This window comes from Rhizobium sp. Root1203 (assembly GCF_001424945.1).
Lineage (GTDB): Bacteria > Pseudomonadota > Alphaproteobacteria > Rhizobiales > Rhizobiaceae > Rhizobium.
Map to the genome: position 1 here is coordinate 90,255 of NZ_LMCW01000008.1, position 21,880 is coordinate 112,134.

The window sequence follows — 21,880 nt, forward strand, 5'->3', positions numbered from 1 at the left end:
CACTTTGAAATGCCATCGCGGTCGGCTTCGTCACAGACAAGGCTGAGCCGACGGAGGCCAGACCGCATGATCTACACGTTCCGCTCCACAACTCCCAACTGCAAGAAATTGAGTTTAAGGTCCGTTTCCTTGTCGGCAGCACTTCCTGGCGGGCGTTAGTCGACCCGCCAGATAGCAGTCGTCAGGCATTGGTGTCGACCAGTTCCATCTGCATGTCGTTCATACGGCCACCGTGAATGGCAATCTTGGCCAGCGCAGTCTCGATCTCCTGGAGGTCGGCTGCGCACAGCTGGACACGCAGGGCACCCAAATTCTCAGTGAGGTGATCGGCATTGCGTGTGCCCGGGATCGGAACGATGAACGGCTTCTGGGCCAGTAACCACGCGAGCGCGATCTGCGTGGGCGTTGCGCCCTTCTTGATGGCGAACTGTTTCAGGAAATCGACGATCGGCATGTTGGCCGCTAGGTTCTCGGGGCTGAAACGCTCGAAGCTAGTGCGGATATCGGTCTTCGGATTGAGCTTAGTCTTTCCGTCCATCTTACCCGTCAGGTAACCCATGCCGACCGGTCCCCAAGGAACGAAGCCGATGCCGAGTTCTTCGCAGGCGGCCAGGACACCGTTCTTTTCCGGATCCCTTTCCATCATCGAGTATTCCGTCTGAATGGCGGCGAGCGCCTGCACGGCATGTGCCTTGCGGATCGTCTCGGCGCTTGGTTCGGACAGACCGAAATGGAGGACCTTGCCCTGCTGAATGAGTTCCTTGACGGTGCCCGCCACGTCCTCAATGGGGACGTTCGTGTCGACACGGTGCTGGTACAGGAGATCGATGCGATCGGTACGAAGACGCTTGAGAGATGCCTCGACGACACGCTTGATACGTTCGGGGCGGCTGTCGAGACCGATGGTGCCGTCAATGGCGAAACCGAACTTGGTGGCGATCTTCACTTCGTTGCGGATCGACTGGAGAGCCTCGCCAACGAGTTCTTCGCTCGTGTAAGGCCCGTAGACTTCCGCGGTGTCAAAGAAGGTCACGCCATTCTCATGCGCCTGCCGGAGCGTCCCGATACCCTGGGCCTTGTCGGCTGCGGGGCCATAGTTGGCGCTGATGCTCATCGCACCGGCGCCGAGTTCCGAAACCTCCAGGGTTCCGAGCTTGCGCGTTTTCATGATGGATCCTGTCTGCTGTGTTGCGGCGGTAGCTGGGGTCGACGACGTAGCCCACGCCATCGATGCGAGCGGAACTGCTGCGCCGGACATCGCCGATCGTAGAAGGAAATCCCGTCGGCCGATGCCTGAGGGGTCAACTTCGTGTCTGCTGTCCTCGTCCATGGATGTCTCCTGAAATAACGTCGGCAGGTAGCCGAACCACTGCGCGGACCTCTGCGGTGCGCGTCGACAGGGACAAAGGATAGAAGGACTTAGACCATCCGATTAGGCAGCATTATCTGCATGACTTCAGAAATGGCATTTCTGAATGGTCGTTGCCAGAGGAGCTAATCCTTGTATCGGAGAGCTTCAACCAGGAGAGCGAACGCGGCCGTGTGCTGGCGCCTGCTCGGGTAGTAAAGATGGTATCCTGTGAACGGCTGGCACCAATCCTCCAGCACCCGGACAAGGCGGCCATCGGCAATGTGTTTCTCGACCTGGCTTTCGAAGGTGTAGGCAAGGACAATACCGTCGAGGGCAGCCTCCTCGAGCATCTCCCCATCGTTCATGACGAGAGGACCGTTCATCCTCACCTCTATCTCCTCGCCGTCCCGTTCGAATTCCCATGCGTACAGGCCGCCGCCTGTTGTCTGGCGATAGCTGACCCCGCGATGTTCTTCGAGGTCGCGGGGTGTCTGCGGAATCTTTCGGTTCGCGAAATATGCGGGAGAACCGACCACCGCCATCCGAAGATCGGGGCCGATCCTGACCGCCACCATGTCCTTCTGGACCTGCTCTCCGATCCGGATGCCCGCATCAAAGCGGCTGGCGACGATGTCAGTGAGACCTTCATCGACGCTCAGTTCCACCTGGACGTCGGGATAGTTCATCAGAAAACTGGAGACGACGGGCCACAACACCGAGCGGGCCGCATGGCGGAAGGTCGTCAGGCGGATGATCCCCGTCGGCTTGTCCCGGAGCGCCGAGACTGCTGCGATCTCGCTGTCGATATGATCGAAGGCCGGGCGCAGGCTCTGAAGCATCCTTTCGCCCGCGTCGGTCAGCGAAAGGCTGCGTGTGGTGCGGGAGATCAGCCGAACGCCAAGGCGCTGCTCCAGCATTCTGACGGAGTAGCTAAGGGCTGACTGTGACAGTCCAAGCTTCGCGGCGGCGCGTGTGAAGCTGCCTGCCTCGGCCACGGCTATGAAGGCTGCGAGATCGCTGAAATCGCCGTGTCGCATTTATCTGCCTCATTTCTAACTTCATGCAGATTATAGCGTCTAATCGCCGAGTGTCGCGTGCGTTATCTGTTGAGATAGAAACTCAACATCTCGAAAGACCGAAGCATGACCGCGACACCACAACTCTTCGAACAGTTCACATTTGCCAATGGCATCACGCTCCACAACCGCGTCATCATGGCTCCCATGACCACGTGGTCGGCCAATGACGACGGAACCGTTTCAGACGAGGAGGTCGAATACTATCACCGCAGAGCGAACGGTGTGGGCATGGTGCTGACCGGCTGCACCCACGTCACGCCGAATGGGATCGGATTCACAGGAGAGTTTGCCTCCTGGGACGACCGCTTCGTCCCAAGCCTCCGTCGTCTTGCAGAGGCCGCGAAGAGCGGCGGAGCGCCAGCAGTCCTTCAGATCTTTCATGCCGGCAACAAGGCGGTGCCCGACCTCGTCCCCGGCGGAGAGATCGTCAGCGCCAGCTCTTTGAAGGCGCCTGCGGGTCCGTTCAACAACGGGGAAGTCACGACGCGTGCTCTGACACCCGACGAAATCGCCGAGATCGTATCCGCGTTCGGCGAGGCGACGCGGCGCGCAATCGAGGCGGGTTTCGATGGCATCGAGCTGCACGGCGCACATGGGTTCCTGATCCAGAACTTCTTCTCGCCGCTCTACAACCAACGTGTGGACGAATGGGGCGGATCGCTTGAGGACCGCATGCGCTTTCCACTGGCAGTTGTTCGCGAAGTGAAACAGGTCGTCGCCCGATATGCGACCCGGCCGTTCCTCCTGGGATATCGGGTCTCGGCGGAGGAAACCGAACCGGGTGGCCTGCGGATCGATGACACCTGCGAGCTCATCGACCATCTGATCGATGGTGGCATCGACTACGTCCACGTGTCCCTCCCGGACCTGCTTGGCACGAAGCCGCTGGATGGGTCCGACGAACGCACCATCGCAGGGCTCGTATCGAACCGTGTCGCGGGACGGATACCAGTCATTGCTGCCGGCCAGATCAGAACGCCCGGACAGGCGGCGAAAGCACTCGACCTCGGCCTCTCTCTGGTCGCTGTCGGCCAAGGACTCGTCATCAATCCGGAATGGGTCGAACTGGCGAGAAAGGGTGATGCCAAGTCCATCGAAACCGGGCTGAGGACATCGTCCGTCTCAGATATCGCCCTCCCCGCCAAGCTCTGGGGTGTGATCGAAGCGACCACCGGATGGTTCGTTGTCGAGAGCGATGACGAATTGAAGGCGACGGCATGATGCATTGCATCTAAGACAGCTCTCACAATGCCTTCAATCCAGCACTGCCCGGATGGGAAGAGTTCGGGCGCTGTCGGCTCCTCCGCTGAGTTCTCGAGCGGATCGTCTTGTGCGGGCCTGGGATCCCGCTACCATTTCCCAAAAGCCCGAGATTTCAGTATATCCTTGAGGCGCACAAACATCGGCGTGGTGCGGCCTGATTGGGCTAACATCATCCCGCTCGTGCTTGAGGAGATTCTGATGGAAAACCACGAGCCGTTTTTACGCGAGGCGATTGCGCTCTCGAAATCCTCGATGGAAGGCGGCGACGAACCATTTGGCTCGGTGCTTGTGAAGGAGGGCGAAATACTCCTTCGTGCCGAAAACAGCGTCTTCACTGGCCACGATATGACGAACCACGCCGAGATGAACCTCGTTAAACTGGCGGCACAGCACTACGACGCCGCTTTTCTCGGTGACTGCACGCTCTACACCAGCACGGAGCCGTGCGCGATGTGCTCCGGGGCAATTTACTGGTCGGGCATCGGGCGTATGGTCTTTGCGTGCTCCGAAACGCGGCTCGGCGAGATCGCTGGGATTGGGTTGAATGTGCCGAGCCGGGCGGTGTTGCAAACCGGCGCTCGCAACGTCACTGTGGTTGGCCCGACGAACCTCGAAGACGAAGCTGCCAAAGTCCATCAGGAATTCTGGCCGAAACATCTGGGCAAGGTATAGCCTTTTCGTCCGAAATGCATGGCGGGCACACCGAAGTGGTGTGCCTCGACGGCACCGCCGCATCTATCAAGTCGGGCCCTCATCGAGCCTTATGTGCTCATCCAGATCATTACGACAGCCGGGGTGCTTGCGAAGTCCTGCCACTGCAAACGAAACGAGGGCGTGAGCTGATATCCTATGCGCGCTCGAAGACGCTCCAATTAACCGCGGATCCCACAAGGAGACGACTGAGGCGCAAAAGCAAGGTGCGGCTACATCGACACGAACTGGCGCGAATTCTTCGCTCGTGATTCCGGCGCGGATCAACCTCCCCACGTCGGCCTGGAGGTCCTTGAGATGCCGCATGAATGACGGCCAACATCCGTCTGCAGCAAGAACAACGAGGCTGAACATTTGGCGATCGCCATCGCGTGCCTCTGACATCAACCGATGCTGACCGAGAGCGGCTTCCTCAAGGCAGCTCGCCGCGTCGCATCCTTCTCCAATGGCAAGCGGGGGGACGCGCAACGTTGTCTCAAGGAAACTTCCGGCGATGGCATCCCATAACGCCGCCTTGGAAGGGAAGATCTTGTACACGCTGGCCGGGGACTTCCCAAGAAGCCGGGCGATGTCCGCCACGTTTGTCTTCGATGGCCCGTAGTGCCGACACGCGGCCGTGCCGGCTTCGATGATCCGGGACACGTACTCAGCTCGCGGCCGGAGTCTTACAGTCTTTGAGATTTCCATCATTCGATCCCCATGCCTTGCCCGTGGCGGTGCCGAGGTTCAGTACGCAATCTGCCCATCCTTGATGGCCGCACCGTCGGAGGAGAGCTCATCCTTCAGGATCTCTCGCGCCTCCGGGCTGATGACAGCGACAGGCGCCGCGACGGCGAGCCTCGCTGCCGAGCCCGCGAAATTTGCCGCAGTCACACCGATCTGATCGGCCACGCTTGTCTTTCCGCCCTCAAGGCTCTGGCCGGCCAGCCGCCGCCCGAGCAGGCGCACGATCTCGGGACTGTCGGCAAAGGCGTTGTGGCCGAGCGGATCGTTGGTCGCGACGGCGCTGGTGTCGATGACGGAAACGCCAAGTTCGTCGAGAAGGGGCGCATAGGGTCTGAGATCGGTTCCACCCAGCCGACTGATGCCGCCCGATAGCCAGCCGGAGACCTCCAGTGCCTTGTCGCGTGTCGATGTCAGTATCACAAAGTGCGGCCGCTTCGGGCCCATCTCGGTGAACTGTCGACGGAACACGTCGATGTCGATGTCTGGCGACGCGAGAACGACGTTCTTCACCTTCGTCGGGATTGATTTCTCGCGCATTGCGACGCCGCGCAGCGCCTCAGCCGCGAGCCAGCCACCCATGGAATGGGCGAGGATCGTCACATCGGATACGTCGGGACTGTTCACAGCCTGCAGGATTAGATCCTCCAGAGCGCGACGGGAATAGTTGGCACTCTCCTTGTCGTAGAGGTAGTCGAAGGCACGTCCCCTTGATGGCCAGGTGAAGAGGATAGGTGCGGCGTCGGTTCCCGAGTCATGGACGATCTGGGCGAAGCGGAAGACAGCATCGGCGTAGGTGTTGTTGAAGCCATGTACGAAAATGACGACTTGATGCTTCGTGTTTCGATTTTTCCGGTACCAGTCGAAGGCCTGGCCCTCGGATTGCACCTTGGCGACCTGAGTGACCGCAAACTCCTTTTGCGGGTTGGGCGGCAGGCTAGACGGCCACTGGACCTCTCCGATCTTGCGGTTCCGATCGGGCGGGATAGATACGTCGACACTGTTAAGCGAGATCGCCGTTCCGCGGTCACCCGAATAGAGCTTGCCAGGATCCTCCGAAGGTTTTCGTGTCGTGGCAACAAGCATGGTGACCCGGCTGGTATCCTTCGGGGCCACAACGAGTGGCTCGAGGACATTCGGCACCCGGCTGGCGCAGCCCGATGTAACGAGAGATAGGGCCAGAAGAACGGGAACTGCTCGTTCCAAGCGGGCAGCAATCGATTTGGCGAACCCATGCCCGGAGGGACCCTGGGCACTTCGCCCAGGGAAGAAGAGGAATGATGTCATCTCAGTTCTGTTCGACTTCACGAGGAATGCGGAACCAGGCGACGTAGAGCGCCGGCAGGAAGAGAAGCGTCAGCGCCGTGCCGACCACGATCCCGCCCATCATGGCGTAGGCCATAGGACCCCAGAAAATCTCATGCGAGATCGGAATCAGGGCGAGCGTCGCTGCCGCGGCGGTGAGCATGATCGGCCGCATGCGGTGTTCGGTTGCCTCCACCACCGCCTTCCATGGTGACATTCCCTCCGCTCGCAATTCTTCGATCTGGACGATCAGGATCACGGAGTTGCGGATGAGGATGCCGACCAGCGCGAGCACGCCGAGCAGCGCGACGAAGCCGAGAGGGGAGTTGCTCGCAAGCAGTGCCACGACGACGCCGATGAGGGCCAGCGGCGCTACCGAGAAGACCAGGAACAGCCTGTGGAAGCTCTGAAGCTGTATCATCAGCAACGTTGCCATGATGACGAACATGGCCGGAGCGACCTTGGCGATAGGCCCCTGCGATTTGGCACTTTCCTCGACCGCGCCCCCGACCTTCACGGAATACCCGGCGGGCAGCGCCTTTTCGAAGGCCGACACCTTGTCGGAGAGCGCCTTCACAACGGTCGCCGGCTGCGTCCCATCGCCGATCCCAGCTTTGATCGTGATGGTCGGAACTCTGTCGCGCCGCCAGATCGTCGGCTGTTCGAGTTCGTAGCGGAAGGTCGCGACGGACGATAGCGGGACAGATTGGCCACTGCTGCTCTGCAGTTGCAGGTCAAGCAGGGTGTCGATCGAGCCGCGCTCCTTTTCCGCGGCACGGCCGATGACGTCGACCAGATAAATGTCGTCCCGGACCTGCGTTACGGCATTTCCCTGAACGACAGTGTTGAGCGCCGTCGCGATGTCCTGGGAGGAGACGCCGAGCTGTCTGGCCTTGTCCTGCAGCACGTCGATCTTTACGACACGGGCCGGTTCGTTCCAGTCGAAGGCGATGTTCCTGAGGGACGGATAGGTATCGACGATCGAACCCAACTTCTGTGCTAGGCCCCGCACCGTCTGCAGATTTTCACCGGACACACGGTACTGGATCGGCTTGCCAACCGGAGGTCCAATGTCCAGAAGCTTCACGTACGCGTCAGTTCCGGGGAAAGTCTTCTTGAGGTAGGCTTCCATCTGCTGCTTCAGCTTGTCCCTGACATCGAGTCCTTTGGTGACAATGACCGTCTGGCCGAAGGAAACGTCAGCCGGCTGCACGTCGAAGGAAAGAACGAAGCGCGGCGCACCCCTGCCAACGTAGGTCGACCAATGCTCGACACCAGGATTGTCAGCCAGCATCTCATGCTCGAACTGGGCCATCTGGCGGCTCGTTTCGGCGATCGAACTGTTCTGCGGCAGGTTCCAGTCCACGATCAGTTCCGGACGGTCGGAACTCGGGAAAAACTGCTGTTGCACCATCGACAGGCCGACGATCGATCCAGCAAAGAGAACGACTGTGGCGATGATCGTCATCCAGCGCCAGCGCAGGCAGAGTTGCAGCAGATCTGAAAATGCCTTGGTAAAGCGCCCCTTGTGCTCGGCGTGCTTCTTCATGGTCTTTGGTAGAATGGTCACGCCAATGAGAGGCGTGAATACGACTGCGACCACCCACGAAACGATCAGAGAAACCGCAATGACGACAAACAGGGTGAAGGTGAACTCGCCCGCGTTGCTCTTGTTGAAAGCGACGGGGATGAAACCCGCGACAGTGACAAGCGTGCCCGTCAGCATCGGGAAAGCCGTAGATGTGTAGACGTAAGTGGCGGCCTTTGTCAGACTGTCACCTGCTTCGAGCCGTGCGACCATCATCTCGACGGCGATCATGGCGTCGTCGACGAGGAGACCGAGAGCGATGATCAACGCTCCGAGCGAGATGCGCTGCAGCGAGATGCCGGTGTAGAACATGACCATGAAGGTGATGGCGAGAACGAGCGGGATCGCGATTGCCACAACCAGACCTGCCCTCATCCCCAGACTGATGAAGCTGATCGCGAGCACGATGGCGACCGCCTCGAACAGAGCTCTGGTGAAGCCGCCGACTGCCTCCTCAACCACCCTCGGCTGGTCGGATACCTGTTCGACGGAGACGCCGACCGGGAGCTCCCGGGTGATTTTGCTCATGGTCTTTTCAAGCGATTCCCCGAACGCAAGCACATTGCCGCCCGTCTTCATACCAATCGCGATCCCGATGGCCGGCTTTCCGTTGAAGCGGAAGAGCGATGTCGGCGGGTCGACGTAGCCACGGGTGATGGTGGCGACATCCGTCAGCGGGAAGAAGCGGTCATTCACCCGCAGATTGATCCCACGCAAGGTTTCCTCCGAGATGAACCGCCCGCCCACTCGCAACGCGACGCGCTCCGGTCCGGTTTCGACGAAGCCGGACTGGGTGACGGCATTCTGCGCCTGTAACGTGGCGACGATAGCGGCGCGGTCGATGCCAAGGGCGGCGATCTTGCGGGTCGAGAATTCAAGGTAGATCACCTCGTTCTGCACACCGACGATATCGACCTTGCCGACATCGCGGATGTTGAGGATCTGCGTCCGGGCGTTCTCGGCAAAGTCGCGTAGTTCCCTCTGGCTAAGTCCGCTGTCGCCGGTGAACGCAAAAATATTGCCGTAGACATCGCCGAACTGGTCATCGAAAAAGGGGCCGACCACGCCTTGCGGGAATTCGTGCTTGATATCGTCGACCAGGTTGCGGACGCGCGACCAGGTAGGCTTCACGTCCCGCGCGTTCGTATCCGGTAGCAGGTCGACGAAGACAATCGTCTGGCCCGCAGTCGTGATGCTTCGGGTATGTTCCAGTTTGTCGAGCTCCTGGAGCTTCTTCTCGATACGATCGGTGACCTGCTGTGTCACTTCCTCGGCTGAAGCGCCGGGCCATTGGGCCTGGATCACCATCGTCTTGATCGTGAAGGACGGATCCTCCTCGCGGCCGAGCCCGAGATAGGCGAACGCGCCCGCTACCGCGAACATGATCATGAAATACCAGACGAGAGACCTATGCTCGAGCGCCCAGTCCGAAAGGTTGAATTTGTTCACGGGCGTAGCTCCTGTCCCAGATTCACTTTCTGTCCATCGACGAGTTCATCGACTCCGGCGACGACGATTTCTTCCCCTTCCCGCAGCCCCGATAGAACCCTGATGGAACGGGCGCCGGACGCTGGGTCATCGAGTTCAACGGCTCTCGGTGCGACGGTGGCAGTCGAGCGATCCACGACCCAGACCCGGACGACACCGCCTTCGCTGCGGATCGCGGAGACTGGTAGCGCGATGGCCTGCTCCCTTTTCTCAACAAGCGGAGTCGCGGTCACCACGGCACCCAGACGGAAGATGTCCGGCGACTGATCGATCGCGATCTTCAGCCGATAGGTGCGGGTATTCGGATCGGCCTGAGGCGCGATTTCGCGGACGAAGCCAATGGCTTGAATCCTGCTGTCAAGCTGGAGAGCTACATTGAAGCGGTCGTCCAGGCGAACGTTGCTGAACTGCGCCTCGGGAACATCGACGACCACGTCGCGCTGCTCGAGGCGTGCCAGTTTCAGGATCGGCTGCCCGGCCGATACGGTCTGGCCCATTTCGGCGGAGGTGGCGGTCACGACACCGTCGAACTCAGCCCTCAGCTCCGAGTAGCCTAGCTGCTCGTGCGCCTTGGCGAGGCTGGCCGTTGCTCTGGCAGCATCGGCGGTAGCCGACTTGAGCTGCTGTTCTGCAAGATCATGATCGGCAATGCTCGCCGCGTTGCTCTGGATGAGCCTTCGCTTGCGCGCTTCGTTCGTTGCAGCGTTCGCCAATTGCGCCTGGGCATTGCGCAGTTCGGCCTCCGCGCTCCTGACCGCGAGCTGCAGAGTGAGAGGATCGATCTCGGCTAGGACATCGCCCTTGTAGACCAGGTCGCCAACGTCGACCTTGCGAGACATCATCCGTCCGAACGTCCGGAACGCCAGGTCGGTCTCGATGCGGGCGCGCACCACGCCGGGCGAGCTTGCCACGCTCTCCTGTTCGGCCGCTGCCATGACGACTTTAACAGGACGGGGAGCCGCCTGCTCTCCCGCGACGGAGTTCTGATCGCAGCCTGCAAGAAGCGACACGGACAGAAGAAGCGGGAGAGAGGTGCACATGCGATTGAGGGTCATATCACTTGCCATCCCAGGCGACTGCCTGGCCTTCCTTGAGGAACTTTCCGCCTTCGGTGACGATCAGGTCTTGTGCGGCGATGCCGGCGGTGACGACGAAATCGTTCTGGCGGTATCGGTCGACCGAAATCTTCCGGAGCGAAACAGATTGGTTTTGAGTGTTGACGAGCCACACGGCGGGTTCGCCATTGGCTGATGCGATCGCGGTGTAGGGCAGCACGATTCCGGCACGCGGCGATGCCCGCAGCTTTCCGACCACAGGCGTTCCAAGCGGCCATGGCGTACCGTCCTGGAGTCCCACCTTGATCAGGATCGTCCCTGCCTTCGCATCTATGACGGGCGAGACCTCGCGTATGCTGGCGTCGAGGAAGCGCGAGTGGTCGGAGATCGGCGCGACCTCGACCCCGTTCAGTGGCCGGCCATCCAGAAAGAACGCCTCGAAGACATCGAACACCGCATCTCTCGGTCCATCGTGGGCGAGCGTGAAGGCCGATTGCGCCGCTGACACCACCTGCCCTGCTTCAACGCCGCGGGCCGTGACGACGCCGTCCGCGGTCGCCTTCAACTTGGTGTATGACAGCGCGTCCTCTGCCATCGCGAGGGCGGCCTCGGCGGATTCGTGGGTAGCCTGCGCGCTCAGTAATTCCTTTTGCGCATCGTCAAAGATCGCCCGCGGAGCAGCCCCGGACTGCAGGAGCGACCTCGCCCGGTTGAAGGCCAGTGTCCTCTGTGCGACGACGGCCTGAGCCGACTCCAGGGCGGCCCGGGCCACGCTCACATCCGCCTGTTGTTCCGTGTCGTTGAGCCGCGCAAGGACGTCGCCGGCTCTGACATGCGATCCCACCTCCACTTTTCTCTCAAGAACCCTGCCGCTGACCCGAAAGGAAAGTTCGGTCTGGACCCGCGCCTTGACCTCTCCGGTAACTTCCGCGCCCGGCTGATACCGAGCCGCCGCCGCCGGGACGGTGCGGACCTGTTGCGGCGGCGGCGCCACCTCGGCTTTCTCGTCGCAGGCAGTCAAAACTGCGCAGACGAGACTTATTCCCAGCAATCGAAAGGACTGCATTTTTGCTCCGGTAAGGTTTGAGTCCACTAGAAGAGCCAGAATGTCCGGCAGCTCCAATTTGACGCCTGTAATGGGCATGTCCGATGTTGACAGCGACCACTTAAAGAGCAGAGTGGGCAATGTCAACATCGTCGCTGAAAAAAGTTGACAGGAGCAACTTGGGAGCCTAGATGGACGGATATGACCCAGGACATTTCCACCAAAGAGCAGCGGCCCTATCACCACGGCGACCTTCACAGGGCGATCGTGGAGGCCGCGTTGGACGTTCTCAGCGAGTCCCAGAGCACCGAGTTTTCGCTTCGAGAGCTCGCGCGTCGGGCGGGTGTCAGTCACAACGCCCCGTACAAGCACTTCGCCGACAAGCGCGAATTGCTGGCCGCCGTCTCGGCAATTGGTTTTGAGCTGCTAGCGGAGCGCATGGCGGAAGCGACCAGGGAACTCGACAGTCCTCGCCAGAGGCTTGCGGCTATGGCGCGCGCGTATGTCTGCGGCGGCGTCAACAATCCGGCGCTCTACAGGTTGATGTTCGGCGGCTACCTTGCCGGACAGGACGAGGGCCGTCCGGTAATCGAACGGACCGCGGCTTACAACATGAAAGCTCTCATAGTGAGCGCGATCTCTGACGGAGCTCTTGGGCGTCAAATTGCAGACACCGAGCCCAATACCCGCACGATCGATGGGGCGATCCTCGTTTTCTGGTCCCAGATGCACGGTCTGACTTTGCTGCTGGCGGACCGCCTGGTCGGTCCCGGCGACAAGGTGGAGGAGCTGACCGAGAATGTCCTGCAAGGAATGCTTGAAGGACTGGTGAACAGCATTCCCGCAGTGCCGGAGGGGGTCTGGGTGGGCCCTCCGCTAGCCGGGTAGAACTACCGATGACGAATCCGGGGGCACGAGCGGCAAGCGGCCTCATCATCTTCCTGGGCATGCCGCGCTCGTTCCGAGAGGAGAATTCTCATGGACGCATACATCTCTGCCCTGACGGGCCTCGCCGGCGTCGCGATCGGCGGTCTGGCCTCGTTCGCCACCGCTTGGATGACGCACCGATCACAGGTGAGGGAAAAGCATCGCGAGGTCGAGGCCGCCAAGCGCGAGAGGCTGTTTTCGGATTTCATAGCCGAAGCCACGAGGCTCTATGGTGATGCATTGAGCCATCGGAAGGACGACGTCTCCGATCTCGTTCTGCTCTATGCACTGGTCGCTCAAATGCATCTGATCTCGTCCAGACCAGTTGTGGATGCAGCGGAGCTAGCGATGGAGAGGATCGTCGAAACCTACCTGACCCCCAATCGCAACCTGTCCGAGATACGGGACCTCGCGCGTTCGGGCACGATGAATTTTCTTCTCGAATTCGGCGAGGCTTGCCGCGAAGAATTGGCGAGCGGGTACGCCGCGTTCTCCGCGACGTTCAATGAGCGTCGCTGGCGAGAAAATACTCGCCATCCCGCGCCTTCGCTTGCATCGGTTCGTTGATGCTCCAGCATAGAGGCGCATCGGCTCCTCCGCTGGAGTTCAGGGGTTGCACAGCCATTCGTATTCTGGGGCTACAACCACCCTGCCTCGTGCCGCCGAACTCGGGCAGCCGCTTCGAACCAGACTTCGCGATCACGGCTATGGCCTGATCAGCAGGAATAGACGGAGCCACGCGACATATTTGTCCATATCCTCAGGTCAGCAATTCGGGCGGCAGGATATCGGTCGCTCGGTGATCCAGGCCCACACCCTCGATCAGGATCACGCTGCCTTCCGCATTGGCCGTCCGCAGCGGGATTAAGACTTGGTAGGCGGGTGAGGCGTACCATTCCTGGGCGGCCAGCATACTTGGAAATGCGACAATGATGACATCGCCGTTTGAAACACCTTCCTTCACATCCTGGGGGCCGCCATGGATGATGAAGCGTCCATCGAACGGGGCGAGCGTCGCGTCGATCCGCTTCAGATAGGTTACGAGGTCGTCGTTCGTGGTGACACGGGACAATTGCGCAATAGCATAGGCTTGCATAGGTCGCTCCTGATTTTCGCGTGGCGGAAGCGCGGTTCAGAGGACGGCCGATCCGGTGATCCGCAATCTGGTTTCGTCGTCTGCGGGGAAAAACGCCTCGATGGCGAGCTCCGACATCGTGACATCCAGTGGCGTGCCGAACACCGTGGTGGTGGAGAAGAAGGACAGCAGCCCATCTTTGCTGGCGAGCCGCAGCGGAACGAAGATCCCGGCCGGATCCGGCGAAATGCCGGGGAGAACAGATCGGATCGCTGCGATGCCGGGATAAGACTGAAGCTCATCCAGCAGGCCATCGAGGTCGGTATCACCGGTTGCAGCAATCTGTTGGCCAAGCCTGTGCAACAGGTGCCGGCGCCATTCCGGCAGATTGGCGATCCGCGGCGCTAGCCCTTTGGGATGCAGACTGAGTCTTAGCACATTGACCGGCGCCTCCAGCAACCCGGGGTCTTCAATGCCGGCCAGCAAAGGGGTAAGCGCCGCGTTCGCCAGCACGAGGTTCCATTTCGCGTCGATAGCCAGCGCCGGAAAGGGCTCATGCGCTTTCAGCACCATGCTGACCGCCTCGCGCACAGCGCTCATTGCGGGGTCCTCCAGTGTTCGAGCCCTGAACGCAGGCGCGAAACCAGCGGCAAGCAGCATCACGTTGCGGTCGCGAAGCGGGATCTCCAGTCGCTCGGCAAGGTGCAGCAGCATCTCCCGGCTCGGCATGGCGCGGCCGCTTTCGAGAAAGCTGAGGTGGCGCTGAGAGATATCGGCTTCGAGGGCGAGGTCGAGCTGGCTGCGGCCACGCCGTTGCCGCCATTGGCGAAGCTGGGCTCCAAACGCCGTTACTCCCAGTTCACTGATCAGCGTCATATCGTCGTCCTTCCTGTCAGTCAGGGTTTAAGCGGCGGGCACCTTATCGAGAAACCCGGTCACCTGCTTAAGCTGACCATTCTCTATGAGGGCAAAGTCCGTGCCCATGATCATATCTGGCTCGCTGTCAGGACCAAATCGCCACGAAAATCGAACTCTATCGCCATAGCCGTCTGCGTCGCCCTCAAGCGCGAAACGGAAGCCGGGAAAACGCTCCTGCGCGGCTCCGATCAGGCGGGAAATCTCGGCCCTCTCATGGCCTTTCATCAGCGGATCGACATAGAGTGCATCGGCTGCCCAATGTTCAGTAAGTAAGGCTTGGCGCCGGCTGGTATCCGTTTCGTTCCATACCTCGATATAGCGGGCGGCAATTGTTGCTGCGTTTATCATTGTCATCTCCTTTGAACCGTCGTCGACAGATTTGGGACGATAAGGAAGATGACAAGCCCTTGTCCGGCGTTCAATTACGTCGGAGGTCATGAAACACTCCCACCGGCGGGGCGGCCCTTTCTTCTTGCAGGAGGGAGGGAATTGCTGCAAGGCGATCGAGGTATTCTGCAGTCGGCCCATTGCAGCTATTGCGAGGAACGCTGGCGGAGGTTTCGGCAAGCGAAGGGGCCTTCGGGGCGCAAGCGTGCTAGATGACTGAGGAATTTCTCACATCAGGACGCGAAGGCGCGACATTTACGGGAAGACTCACGGACGCGCTGCAGCGCGCGTACAAACGTCAAAAATATGCGCCCGCCTCACTCAGAACATAGCAGTTTCCCCACCCTTTCATCAATCCGGAAATAATTCTCGATGAAGGCCGCAGCATGAGTTTAAGGTCTGAAATTGTTGAAGAACTCAAGCAGGCTCTGGGGCGCACGGTCGCCGAACAGTACGCCGAGCATCCGGTTCGCTTCCATTGCGGCAGAAGCGCTGCGGGCGAAGAGTTTCTCTTCATAGGTCCATAGCGCAGCCTCGATATCGTTCGGACTTGCGGCGATGGCAGCCCCGAGTTCGGCACCGTCCAGCATTGCCAGGTTGGCTCCTTCGCCGGACGGCGGCATCAGATGAGCGGCATCGCCGAGTAGTGTCACGCCGGGCATACGCTTCCAATTATGGTTCTCCGGAAGTGCATGAAGAGCGCGAAGCACGGGCGAAGTCTCCCCGTCGGTGATGAGCGCCGTCAGCGCGGAATCCCAACCGCCGAATTCTGCGGCGATGCGGTTAAGGGCCGCTGTCGGAGCGGAGAAATCAATGTGGTCGATCCACTCTTTGGGCTTGTCCAGCGCCACGTAGGTATGGAGTACCCCGTTTGGCTCCCGGTGTGCGAGAATGCCTCTTCCTGGCGCGACAGCCATCAAGGAGCCACCGCCGACCGCTTCCGCACTCGCCGTGTGATGAGTATCTGCGTCAAACAGGTAGGTTTCCACAAACAATGTGCCGACATAGGTCGGCTTTGCCTTTGAAAGCAGCGGACGAACTCTCGACCAGGCGCCGTCGGCACCAATCAGCAGGCCGGTGGTCACAGTCGCACCGTTGGCAAAGGTTAGTTCATGTCGTCCATTGCCGAGCGCAAGGGCGGTCGTGAGTTTATGGCCCCAACGGACGGTATTGGGGGGAAGCGACTCCAAAAGGATCCGGCGAAGCTCGCTTCGGGAGACTTCTGGCCGACCACCCCTCCCATCGTCCGGCTGATCCAGCAGAACTTTGCCTTGCCAGTCGAGCACCCGCGTTTGCTGGCCGCCGGGGTGTATAAGAGCAAGAAACGCGTCAAAGAGACCGGCCGCCTTGAGAGCAAGCTGCCCGTCTTCTTCATGGATATCGAGCATGCCTCCCTGTGCGCGGACGTCAGCGGAGGTGTCCCCCTCATAAACGGCGGCCGTGATGCCATGGACGTGGAGTACGCGCGCCAAAGTCAGCCCCCCGAGGCCGGCTCCAATGATCGTCACGGGATGATAGGTCATGCGTCCTTGCTCCTATGGAATGTCATTCCATAGTTGGAATGTCGTTCCATATATGTCAAGATCGGCTATGACAAAAATTAAGAACAGCATGAAACGGCGAACCGACGCGCTCTCTCGGGATCAGATCGTGGAGGAGGCAATCGATCTTCTGGATCAGAGCGGGGAAGCTGGGTTGACATTCCAGGCGCTCTCGAAACGGCTCGCCACTGGTCCAGGTGCCATCTACTGGCACATCGCCGACAAAAACGATCTCCTCACAGCCGCATGCGATGCTATCGTTGCCCGCACCATGAACGAGACCTTGGCCGGCGGTACGCCGAAGGAAAACGTCCGCCAACTCGCGCTGGGTATATTCGATGCAATTGACGCGCATCCCTGGGTCGGCTCGGCGCTCGCAAGCATTCCTGGGGAGTTGCCGGTGGTGCGCATTCTTGAACGCATAGGCCAGCAGATGCGCGCCCTCAGGGTCCGTGACGACGCACTGTGGCCCGTAACCTCAGCATTCCTCAGCTACATACTGGGCGTCGGCCGCCAGAATGGCGCCAACGCGCAACTCGCCAGGGAGAAAGGTCTCGACCGGTCGACCGTTCTGAGCGAAGTATCGACTGGGTGGTATCAGCTTGACGCGGACGAGTACCCTTTCGCCCGAAGTATCGGTGCACAGTTTCGCGCTCACGATGATCGCATCGACTTCCTTACAGGAATCGATCTTATCCTTGGCGGCATCGACACGATGTAAATTGACGCAGGCAGTGACCTTCTACGATCGCTTGAGGATTCAGAGCGACGTTGATCTGACCACCGAGCTGTAAATACCTGGTTGGGCATTGGCTTTGCGCCGGGATGGGTCCCCTGAGAAAGGGACCACCCGACCGCATCGCGGGACGATATTGTCGATTGCGGTCCCTAAAAGCTACCTTTCGTCGCAAGGCGTCGGCGAGGTCATTAATGGTAGTCCCTCAGGCAATGCGGCGCATAACACACATTATGGAGTGAACGAGTTTGATCCAAAGCCGCCGGACTTTCGCGAAGTAAAAGTGCGGGCACGCCACCAGACCAACACGCTGAGCGTCAGCATCGAGATATCGGCCATCGGAGCGGCGACCCACACACCGGTCTCACCCCAAATGTGGGGCAAGGCCAAGGTCAGTGGAATTGCGAACAGATATGCTCGCCCCAGCGAGAGAATGGCGGCTTGCCGCGCCCTGCCTACAGCTTGCGCATAGCTGGCGGCCATCATTACCGGGCCAAAAGCGAAATACGCTGCAAGGTATAGGGGAACAATGCGTGCCACCTCCAGCCCAACAAGGGCATCGGGCACAAAAAGTCCACCCAGCCAGTCGCGTGCACTAAGCAGCAGCAGTTGCACTAGCAGGCCATAAACCACGCTCACGCCAACCGAAAAGTAAAGCGTCTGCTTTGCCCGTTCATCTTGCTTGGCACCTACCGCATTGCTGACAATTGCCTGCAGGGCCAGGCTCATACCCATCAGCGGCAGGAAGGCAAATGTCATCAAACGCATCACCACCCCATATGCTGCGATGGTCATGTCGGACTGCGGCAGCTCCAGCCGTTGCAGGGCGAACAGCACCGCCGCCGAGCCGAGCGAGATACCGATGAAATTGAGGCTGCGCGGTGCCCCAAGGGTCAGCATTTCTCGCCATTCACCGTCGCATCTCAAACCGACCATCGGCAGAACTGCCTTGCCGCTCATGCGATAGATCACCACGAGACCCAGCCCCAATACCTGCGCCAAGGCCGTACCCGAGGCTGACCCAGCCACGCCAAAATCAAACACACCGATCAGCAATGCGTTGAACCCGATATTGGCCAGGGTCACCAACACGCCTGCCATGGCCATGAAGCCAACCCGCCCCTCCATGCGCAGCGCGTCGGCGTGCACAGAGAGTAGAAACCCTGCCGGTGCGGTAACAAATGAAATGGCAAGGAAAGTCCACCCCATCTCACCGAGGTGGACGTTGCCGCCCGCCGCCAAACTGACAGCATGGGCACCCAGTCCAAAAAAAGTCAGCATTGCCAGGGCAGCGACAGCAACGGCAAGCCCCTGTGCCGAAGCAAGGGTATCGATTGCCGCACCCATGGCTTTGGCACCTAGTCGGCGTCCCAAAATGCTGGCCATACCGATACCGACCATAGTCGAGACAGCCACCAATAACATCGAGATTGGAAACACTAACGTCACCGCGCTCAGGGCATCAGCCCCCACGAATGCGCCTAGTAACATGGCGTCGACCACGGTCAGCAGGCCACTTATCGTCGTCACGACGATTATTGGCAAGCTGGTTCGAATGAAGACGGATCGGATCGATCCACGCAAAAATGAATTTTTCGGCTCAGCTGCCAACGACGATTGGTCGCTCATCAAAAACTCCCGTCATGGGCAAGTCGGATGATTTTGATGGGGGCTCGCATTGCCATCGCTCCAACTGCCCCTAAGGGAAATGGCGATCAGCTTGTCAAAGGCAGGGCTTTTACCACTGGCGATAACGCCATGCGAACGGCAGGTCACCCTGTGGACCTGGATGTGTCTCTATTGTCGGCTCGTTCTACTGTCAAGGGTATGAATGGAGCTTGTGCCTATTTGGCGGACACCAGTTAAGGTTCGGTGAAGCCTCTGCGATCACCGAACCTTGCACGGCGAAACGCTCATGTGCAGTTCGCCGCATCGGATAAAGTCCATCTGTGCATGCCCCGTGGACCAAAGGCGGAACTTCCGCTTCCCACCCCTTCATCGCCACTCTGAGGGCCGAAACTGAATCGCTGCTTTCAGGTAAGCGTCCACCATTTTCTTCGAATTCGCGCAGTTGCAGGGTCAGCGACGTTGCGTGATGCCGCTGATCATCCGGCGAAGTTCGCCAAAACGCTTCGTACCGCCGATCAAATAATGGATGTCGCATCGATTTCAGCGGTGCTCTCGCCACGAGCACTGCGCCTCCCATCTGTTGCCGCGAATGAGCGGAATTGGCGCTCGCGGAGGAGGCTGTTGTCGCCTTCCGGCCTAAAACAGTTGTTCTCTCCCGAAGCTGGAAGTCTTGACGCCAAACACGGAGGGCATTAATCGAGCGATGTCGAAAAAGGCAGGGTCAGATTAGGTAAGCCTGACCCCTTCCCATAGAGGAAGCTCTGTCCGTGCAATTGGCATGAGAACCCGCGACGAGAACAGCGTGCATCCCGCACGCTGCCTCGGCGGATTCCAGAGCTGATGAAATGCTCATATTCGTCGGGAAACCAGGATAGTAGCATGCGAATCAATCATCTTGACGTTCATGTCCCGGATGTTCAACGAACTGCCGCAGTTCTCGTAACCCATTTTGGGTTTCGGCAAGAATTTGCCCGCGATGGCCTGATCGTCCTACGTGACGAGGCCGATTTCGAACTGGTCGTCAGTCAGCCCGTTGCCGGGTTCGGCACTTCCGATCAGGTGAGCCTCGGTACATCGACGTATCACATCGGCTTCATGCTGGAGTCCGCAGATGCCGTCGACAAAATGTACTCTAACCTGCAATTGGCAGACGTGGAGCTTAATCGACCGCCAAAGGCTATTCGCGGTGGCTGGCTCTTTTACTGCATGCTCCCTGGTCGCATACAGATCGAAATAGGTTTTCGAGGCACGCCGATTTGACCTCAAAGGCGCAGCTCGAGAACCGGGTTGCGCCTGCAAACGCCATGGACGTGCCGGTGAAGACTAGGCCGACTGTCGCCGAAGTGCAGGATGTGATCGAAAGCAGGAAGAGTCCGGCGACTGTCCAAAATATGAATGGGGTATGGAGAAGAACTTAATCTTATCTGATTCTCCGAGTGTGCATATGATGGCGTTCCGACCGTCGCAATAGACGGTCCAACGATGGCGATCTGACGAGGACTGAGTATGCCGCCAAAACCTGAGAACATCCTCTCATTCGAGACCTCGGCCGATCTTGCGTCATGGCTGGGCAAGCATCACGAGGATGCGCGCGAAATCTGGGTCCAGATTTTCAAGAAGGGGTCCTGCAAGCCGTCCGTCGCTTGGGTCGATTGCGTTGTGGAGGCTCTGGCTGTTGGCTGGATCGACGGTCAGAAAAAACCCCTTGACGACCTGTCCTATCTCCAGCGCCTTTCCCCAAGAAGTCCGTCCTCCAACTGGTCGAAGAAGAACCGTGAACACGCTGAGCGTCTGATCGCGGAGGGGCGGATGACACCGATCGGCCGTCGTCATGTAGATGCTGCTAAACGTGATGGTCGTTGGGAAAACGCCTATTCGGGGTCTTCTGACATGATGATCCCGCAGGACTTTATGGACGCTCTCGATGCTATCCCGGCGGCGAAAGCCTTTTTTGCCACTCTCGATCGTAAAAACCTCTATCCGATCTACTATCGTCTCCACACTGCAAAACGCCCCGAAACCCGCGCAAAACGGATGGAGAGTATGCTGGAGCAACTCGCAAGGGGCGAACGATTTCACTGACCGCTTATTGTCGGAAAGTCATCGATCCAGGTATTCAAGCGCGTCTCCGCGAGAGTATGCGGAACTGAACAGATCACCACCAACCCGTAGAAGTTCAAAACAAGTCCACCTTTAACTCTGCTCCTCGGTGATCACAGCGGCCCTGATCGCTGCAACGCACTCTGCAAACCTTTGGGCTGGCGTCTGACAAAGCGAGGTTTTTCGTGGACGTTCCTTGACGACCAGAACCCGGAGGGGAGCAAGGACCACAAGAAGATTTTATTCGTGGCCACAATCCGATAGTGTGTCAAAACTTCTATTTCCAACGGAGCGATCCCGCCATTGACGTCAAGAAAGGGCGCCGTTCACCTGCACCAAATATGGGCAGCAGGTAATAATTTGAAGGGCGAGGAATGTCAGTCACGATCCCAATCGCAAAAAAGCCCCGCCAAAAGTGGCAGGGCAAATTTATGTGCTGAACATCGCGCTAGAGTGCTTCGATGGGCATAACATAGGGCGCTGTTCCCGTCTTTCATCCTCTGAGGAACATGTACATGAGGGGTCTAGGGGCCCGTGACGCGCGTCAATAATGACAGCTGGACGGAGCGTGCGGCTTAAAGCCCTGGGCACAGATTGGATTCATCGGGCGTTTGCGATCCATCATTCGAGGGGTAAGCATGCCATTGGTCGTCTGGGTCGTCGATGCTGTGTGTTGCTTACTTACGGCCGTTCGGCTGGATTGCTGTGTCGATGAAACTGGGGCAGCCGTAGCTGGCTCAAAAGTCGAAAGATTGAGAAGCGCAGCAACTGCTGCAGCTGCGTAGAGTGTACGGTTCACTGGCATTGTCCTTAGGATCGCGGTGGCCGCGAGAGCGATCACCGCGCACTTAATCCTCCCAGGGAGGTGATAGAGCCAGTATATGAACCGTTGATGTCAGTGCGCCGGTCCGCGAGGTCAGAAGCCGCATACTTCTGTCAAGCCGCGGGGGCTTCCGATG

The 21,880-nt window shown here is 59.3% G+C and carries 19 protein-coding genes; 7 read left to right on the forward strand and 12 right to left on the reverse strand.

Annotated elements, in window-relative coordinates; genetic code table 11:
* Positions 1-181: 181 nt before the first annotated feature.
* Together ASC97_RS08385 and ASC97_RS08390 are read right to left on the reverse strand one after the other, a co-directional pair.
* Positions 182-1,168 (reverse strand): aldo/keto reductase, encoded by a 987-nt coding sequence (locus ASC97_RS08385; protein WP_057467995.1) that lies wholly within the window; start codon positions 1,166-1,168, stop codon positions 182-184.
* 326 nt (positions 1,169-1,494) lie between these two features.
* A complete protein-coding gene (locus tag ASC97_RS08390; RefSeq protein WP_057467899.1) occupies positions 1,495-2,388 on the reverse strand; it encodes a LysR family transcriptional regulator in 894 nt (297 codons plus the stop codon).
* A gap of 105 nt (positions 2,389-2,493) precedes the next feature.
* Between ASC97_RS08390 and ASC97_RS08395 the strand changes: the two genes are divergently transcribed.
* Entirely contained in the window at positions 2,494-3,651 is a 1,158-nt protein-coding gene (locus tag ASC97_RS08395; protein WP_057467900.1) for an NADH-dependent flavin oxidoreductase, read from the forward strand.
* A 240-nt stretch (positions 3,652-3,891) separates the two neighbouring features.
* On the forward strand, positions 3,892-4,365 hold the full coding sequence (locus tag ASC97_RS08400; protein ID WP_057467901.1) for a nucleoside deaminase: 474 nt from the start codon (positions 3,892-3,894) through the stop codon (positions 4,363-4,365).
* Positions 4,366-4,431: 66 nt separating this feature from the next.
* On the opposite strand, the gene ASC97_RS08405 is transcribed toward ASC97_RS08400, so the two are convergent.
* Genes ASC97_RS08405 through ASC97_RS08425 form a run of 5 tightly spaced genes read right to left on the reverse strand, consistent with a single transcriptional unit; the run spans position 4,432 to position 11,629 of the window.
* Entirely contained in the window at positions 4,432-5,094 is a 663-nt protein-coding gene (locus ASC97_RS08405; protein WP_338012517.1) for a TetR/AcrR family transcriptional regulator, read from the reverse strand.
* 36 nt (positions 5,095-5,130) lie between these two features.
* Positions 5,131-6,414: an alpha/beta hydrolase gene (locus tag ASC97_RS08410; protein ID WP_057467903.1), complete on the reverse strand. Its 1,284-nt coding sequence runs from the start codon at positions 6,412-6,414 to the stop codon at positions 5,131-5,133.
* A 1-nt stretch (position 6,415) separates the two neighbouring features.
* Positions 6,416-9,469: an efflux RND transporter permease subunit gene (locus tag ASC97_RS08415; protein ID WP_057467904.1), complete on the reverse strand. Its 3,054-nt coding sequence runs from the start codon at positions 9,467-9,469 to the stop codon at positions 6,416-6,418.
* On the reverse strand, positions 9,466-10,563 hold the full coding sequence (locus tag ASC97_RS08420; RefSeq protein WP_057467905.1) for an efflux RND transporter periplasmic adaptor subunit: 1,098 nt from the start codon (positions 10,561-10,563) through the stop codon (positions 9,466-9,468). Before ASC97_RS08420 ends, ASC97_RS08415 begins: the two co-directional genes overlap by 4 nt.
* A gap of 1 nt (position 10,564) precedes the next feature.
* Positions 10,565-11,629 carry an efflux RND transporter periplasmic adaptor subunit gene (locus tag ASC97_RS08425; RefSeq protein WP_057467906.1) on the reverse strand — a complete coding sequence of 355 codons (1,065 nt, stop codon included), beginning with the start codon at positions 11,627-11,629 and terminating at the stop codon, positions 10,565-10,567.
* A gap of 180 nt (positions 11,630-11,809) precedes the next feature.
* Here ASC97_RS08425 and ASC97_RS08430 point away from each other — a divergent pair, with 180 nt between their 5' ends.
* Both ASC97_RS08430 and ASC97_RS08435 read left to right on the forward strand, forming a co-directional pair.
* Positions 11,810-12,496, forward strand: coding sequence for a TetR/AcrR family transcriptional regulator (locus ASC97_RS08430; RefSeq protein WP_057467907.1), 687 nt, complete (start codon positions 11,810-11,812; stop codon positions 12,494-12,496).
* Positions 12,497-12,586: 90 nt separating this feature from the next.
* Positions 12,587-13,102: a hypothetical protein gene (locus ASC97_RS08435; protein ID WP_057467908.1), complete on the forward strand. Its 516-nt coding sequence runs from the start codon at positions 12,587-12,589 to the stop codon at positions 13,100-13,102.
* A 193-nt stretch (positions 13,103-13,295) separates the two neighbouring features.
* Here the strand turns inward: ASC97_RS08435 and ASC97_RS08440 are convergent, their stop codons facing one another.
* From ASC97_RS08440 to ASC97_RS08455, 4 genes are all read right to left on the reverse strand, one after another.
* Complete coding sequence (locus ASC97_RS08440; RefSeq protein WP_057467909.1) at positions 13,296-13,631, reverse strand: DUF1330 domain-containing protein; 336 nt, start codon at positions 13,629-13,631, stop codon at positions 13,296-13,298.
* Between the two features lie 36 nt (positions 13,632-13,667).
* Positions 13,668-14,486 (reverse strand): helix-turn-helix domain-containing protein, encoded by an 819-nt coding sequence (locus ASC97_RS08445; RefSeq protein ID WP_057467910.1) that lies wholly within the window; start codon positions 14,484-14,486, stop codon positions 13,668-13,670.
* A gap of 27 nt (positions 14,487-14,513) precedes the next feature.
* Positions 14,514-14,966 (reverse strand): nuclear transport factor 2 family protein, encoded by a 453-nt coding sequence (locus tag ASC97_RS08450; RefSeq protein WP_443216732.1) that lies wholly within the window; start codon positions 14,964-14,966, stop codon positions 14,514-14,516.
* Between the two features lie 341 nt (positions 14,967-15,307).
* Complete coding sequence (locus ASC97_RS08455; RefSeq protein ID WP_057467912.1) at positions 15,308-16,438, reverse strand: FAD-dependent oxidoreductase; 1,131 nt, start codon at positions 16,436-16,438, stop codon at positions 15,308-15,310.
* A 67-nt stretch (positions 16,439-16,505) separates the two neighbouring features.
* Here ASC97_RS08455 and ASC97_RS08460 point away from each other — a divergent pair, with 67 nt between their 5' ends.
* Positions 16,506-17,177: a TetR/AcrR family transcriptional regulator gene (locus tag ASC97_RS08460; protein WP_057467913.1), complete on the forward strand. Its 672-nt coding sequence runs from the start codon at positions 16,506-16,508 to the stop codon at positions 17,175-17,177.
* Between the two features lie 246 nt (positions 17,178-17,423).
* Here ASC97_RS08460 and ASC97_RS08465 read toward each other — a convergent pair whose 3' ends face one another.
* A complete protein-coding gene (locus ASC97_RS08465; RefSeq protein WP_057467914.1) occupies positions 17,424-18,821 on the reverse strand; it encodes an MATE family efflux transporter in 1,398 nt (465 codons plus the stop codon).
* Positions 18,822-19,700: 879 nt separating this feature from the next.
* Here ASC97_RS08465 and ASC97_RS08470 point away from each other — a divergent pair.
* On the forward strand, positions 19,701-20,081 hold the full coding sequence (locus ASC97_RS08470; protein ID WP_057467915.1) for a VOC family protein: 381 nt from the start codon (positions 19,701-19,703) through the stop codon (positions 20,079-20,081).
* A 246-nt stretch (positions 20,082-20,327) separates the two neighbouring features.
* Entirely contained in the window at positions 20,328-20,903 is a 576-nt protein-coding gene (locus ASC97_RS08475) for a YdeI/OmpD-associated family protein (protein WP_057467916.1), read from the forward strand.
* The last annotated feature ends 977 nt before the right edge of the window (positions 20,904-21,880 follow it).

What these genes read in the sequence shown, in the direction of transcription:
- ASC97_RS08470 (WP_057467915.1), top strand. Translation starts at nt 19,701, where the DNA reads ATGCGAATCAATCATCTTGACGTTCATGTCCCGGATGTTCAACGAACT.
- ASC97_RS08450 (WP_443216732.1), bottom strand. Translation starts at nt 14,966, where the DNA reads ATGACCTCCGACGTAATTGAACGCCGGACAAGGGCTTGTCATCTTCCT.
- ASC97_RS08425 (WP_057467906.1), bottom strand. Translation starts at nt 11,629, where the DNA reads ATGCAGTCCTTTCGATTGCTGGGAATAAGTCTCGTCTGCGCAGTTTTG.
- ASC97_RS08455 (WP_057467912.1), bottom strand. Translation starts at nt 16,438, where the DNA reads ATGACCTATCATCCCGTGACGATCATTGGAGCCGGCCTCGGGGGGCTG.
- ASC97_RS08410 (WP_057467903.1), bottom strand. Translation starts at nt 6,414, where the DNA reads ATGACATCATTCCTCTTCTTCCCTGGGCGAAGTGCCCAGGGTCCCTCC.
- ASC97_RS08445 (WP_057467910.1), bottom strand. Translation starts at nt 14,486, where the DNA reads ATGACGCTGATCAGTGAACTGGGAGTAACGGCGTTTGGAGCCCAGCTT.
- ASC97_RS08385 (WP_057467995.1), bottom strand. Translation starts at nt 1,168, where the DNA reads ATGAAAACGCGCAAGCTCGGAACCCTGGAGGTTTCGGAACTCGGCGCC.
- ASC97_RS08475 (WP_057467916.1), top strand. Translation starts at nt 20,328, where the DNA reads ATGCCGCCAAAACCTGAGAACATCCTCTCATTCGAGACCTCGGCCGAT.
- ASC97_RS08420 (WP_057467905.1), bottom strand. Translation starts at nt 10,563, where the DNA reads ATGACCCTCAATCGCATGTGCACCTCTCTCCCGCTTCTTCTGTCCGTG.
- ASC97_RS08390 (WP_057467899.1), bottom strand. Translation starts at nt 2,388, where the DNA reads ATGCGACACGGCGATTTCAGCGATCTCGCAGCCTTCATAGCCGTGGCC.
- ASC97_RS08405 (WP_338012517.1), bottom strand. Translation starts at nt 5,094, where the DNA reads ATGATGGAAATCTCAAAGACTGTAAGACTCCGGCCGCGAGCTGAGTAC.
- ASC97_RS08440 (WP_057467909.1), bottom strand. Translation starts at nt 13,631, where the DNA reads ATGCAAGCCTATGCTATTGCGCAATTGTCCCGTGTCACCACGAACGAC.
- ASC97_RS08435 (WP_057467908.1), top strand. Translation starts at nt 12,587, where the DNA reads ATGGACGCATACATCTCTGCCCTGACGGGCCTCGCCGGCGTCGCGATC.
- ASC97_RS08400 (WP_057467901.1), top strand. Translation starts at nt 3,892, where the DNA reads ATGGAAAACCACGAGCCGTTTTTACGCGAGGCGATTGCGCTCTCGAAA.
- ASC97_RS08465 (WP_057467914.1), bottom strand. Translation starts at nt 18,821, where the DNA reads ATGAGCGACCAATCGTCGTTGGCAGCTGAGCCGAAAAATTCATTTTTG.
- ASC97_RS08460 (WP_057467913.1), top strand. Translation starts at nt 16,506, where the DNA reads ATGACAAAAATTAAGAACAGCATGAAACGGCGAACCGACGCGCTCTCT.
- ASC97_RS08395 (WP_057467900.1), top strand. Translation starts at nt 2,494, where the DNA reads ATGACCGCGACACCACAACTCTTCGAACAGTTCACATTTGCCAATGGC.
- ASC97_RS08430 (WP_057467907.1), top strand. Translation starts at nt 11,810, where the DNA reads ATGACCCAGGACATTTCCACCAAAGAGCAGCGGCCCTATCACCACGGC.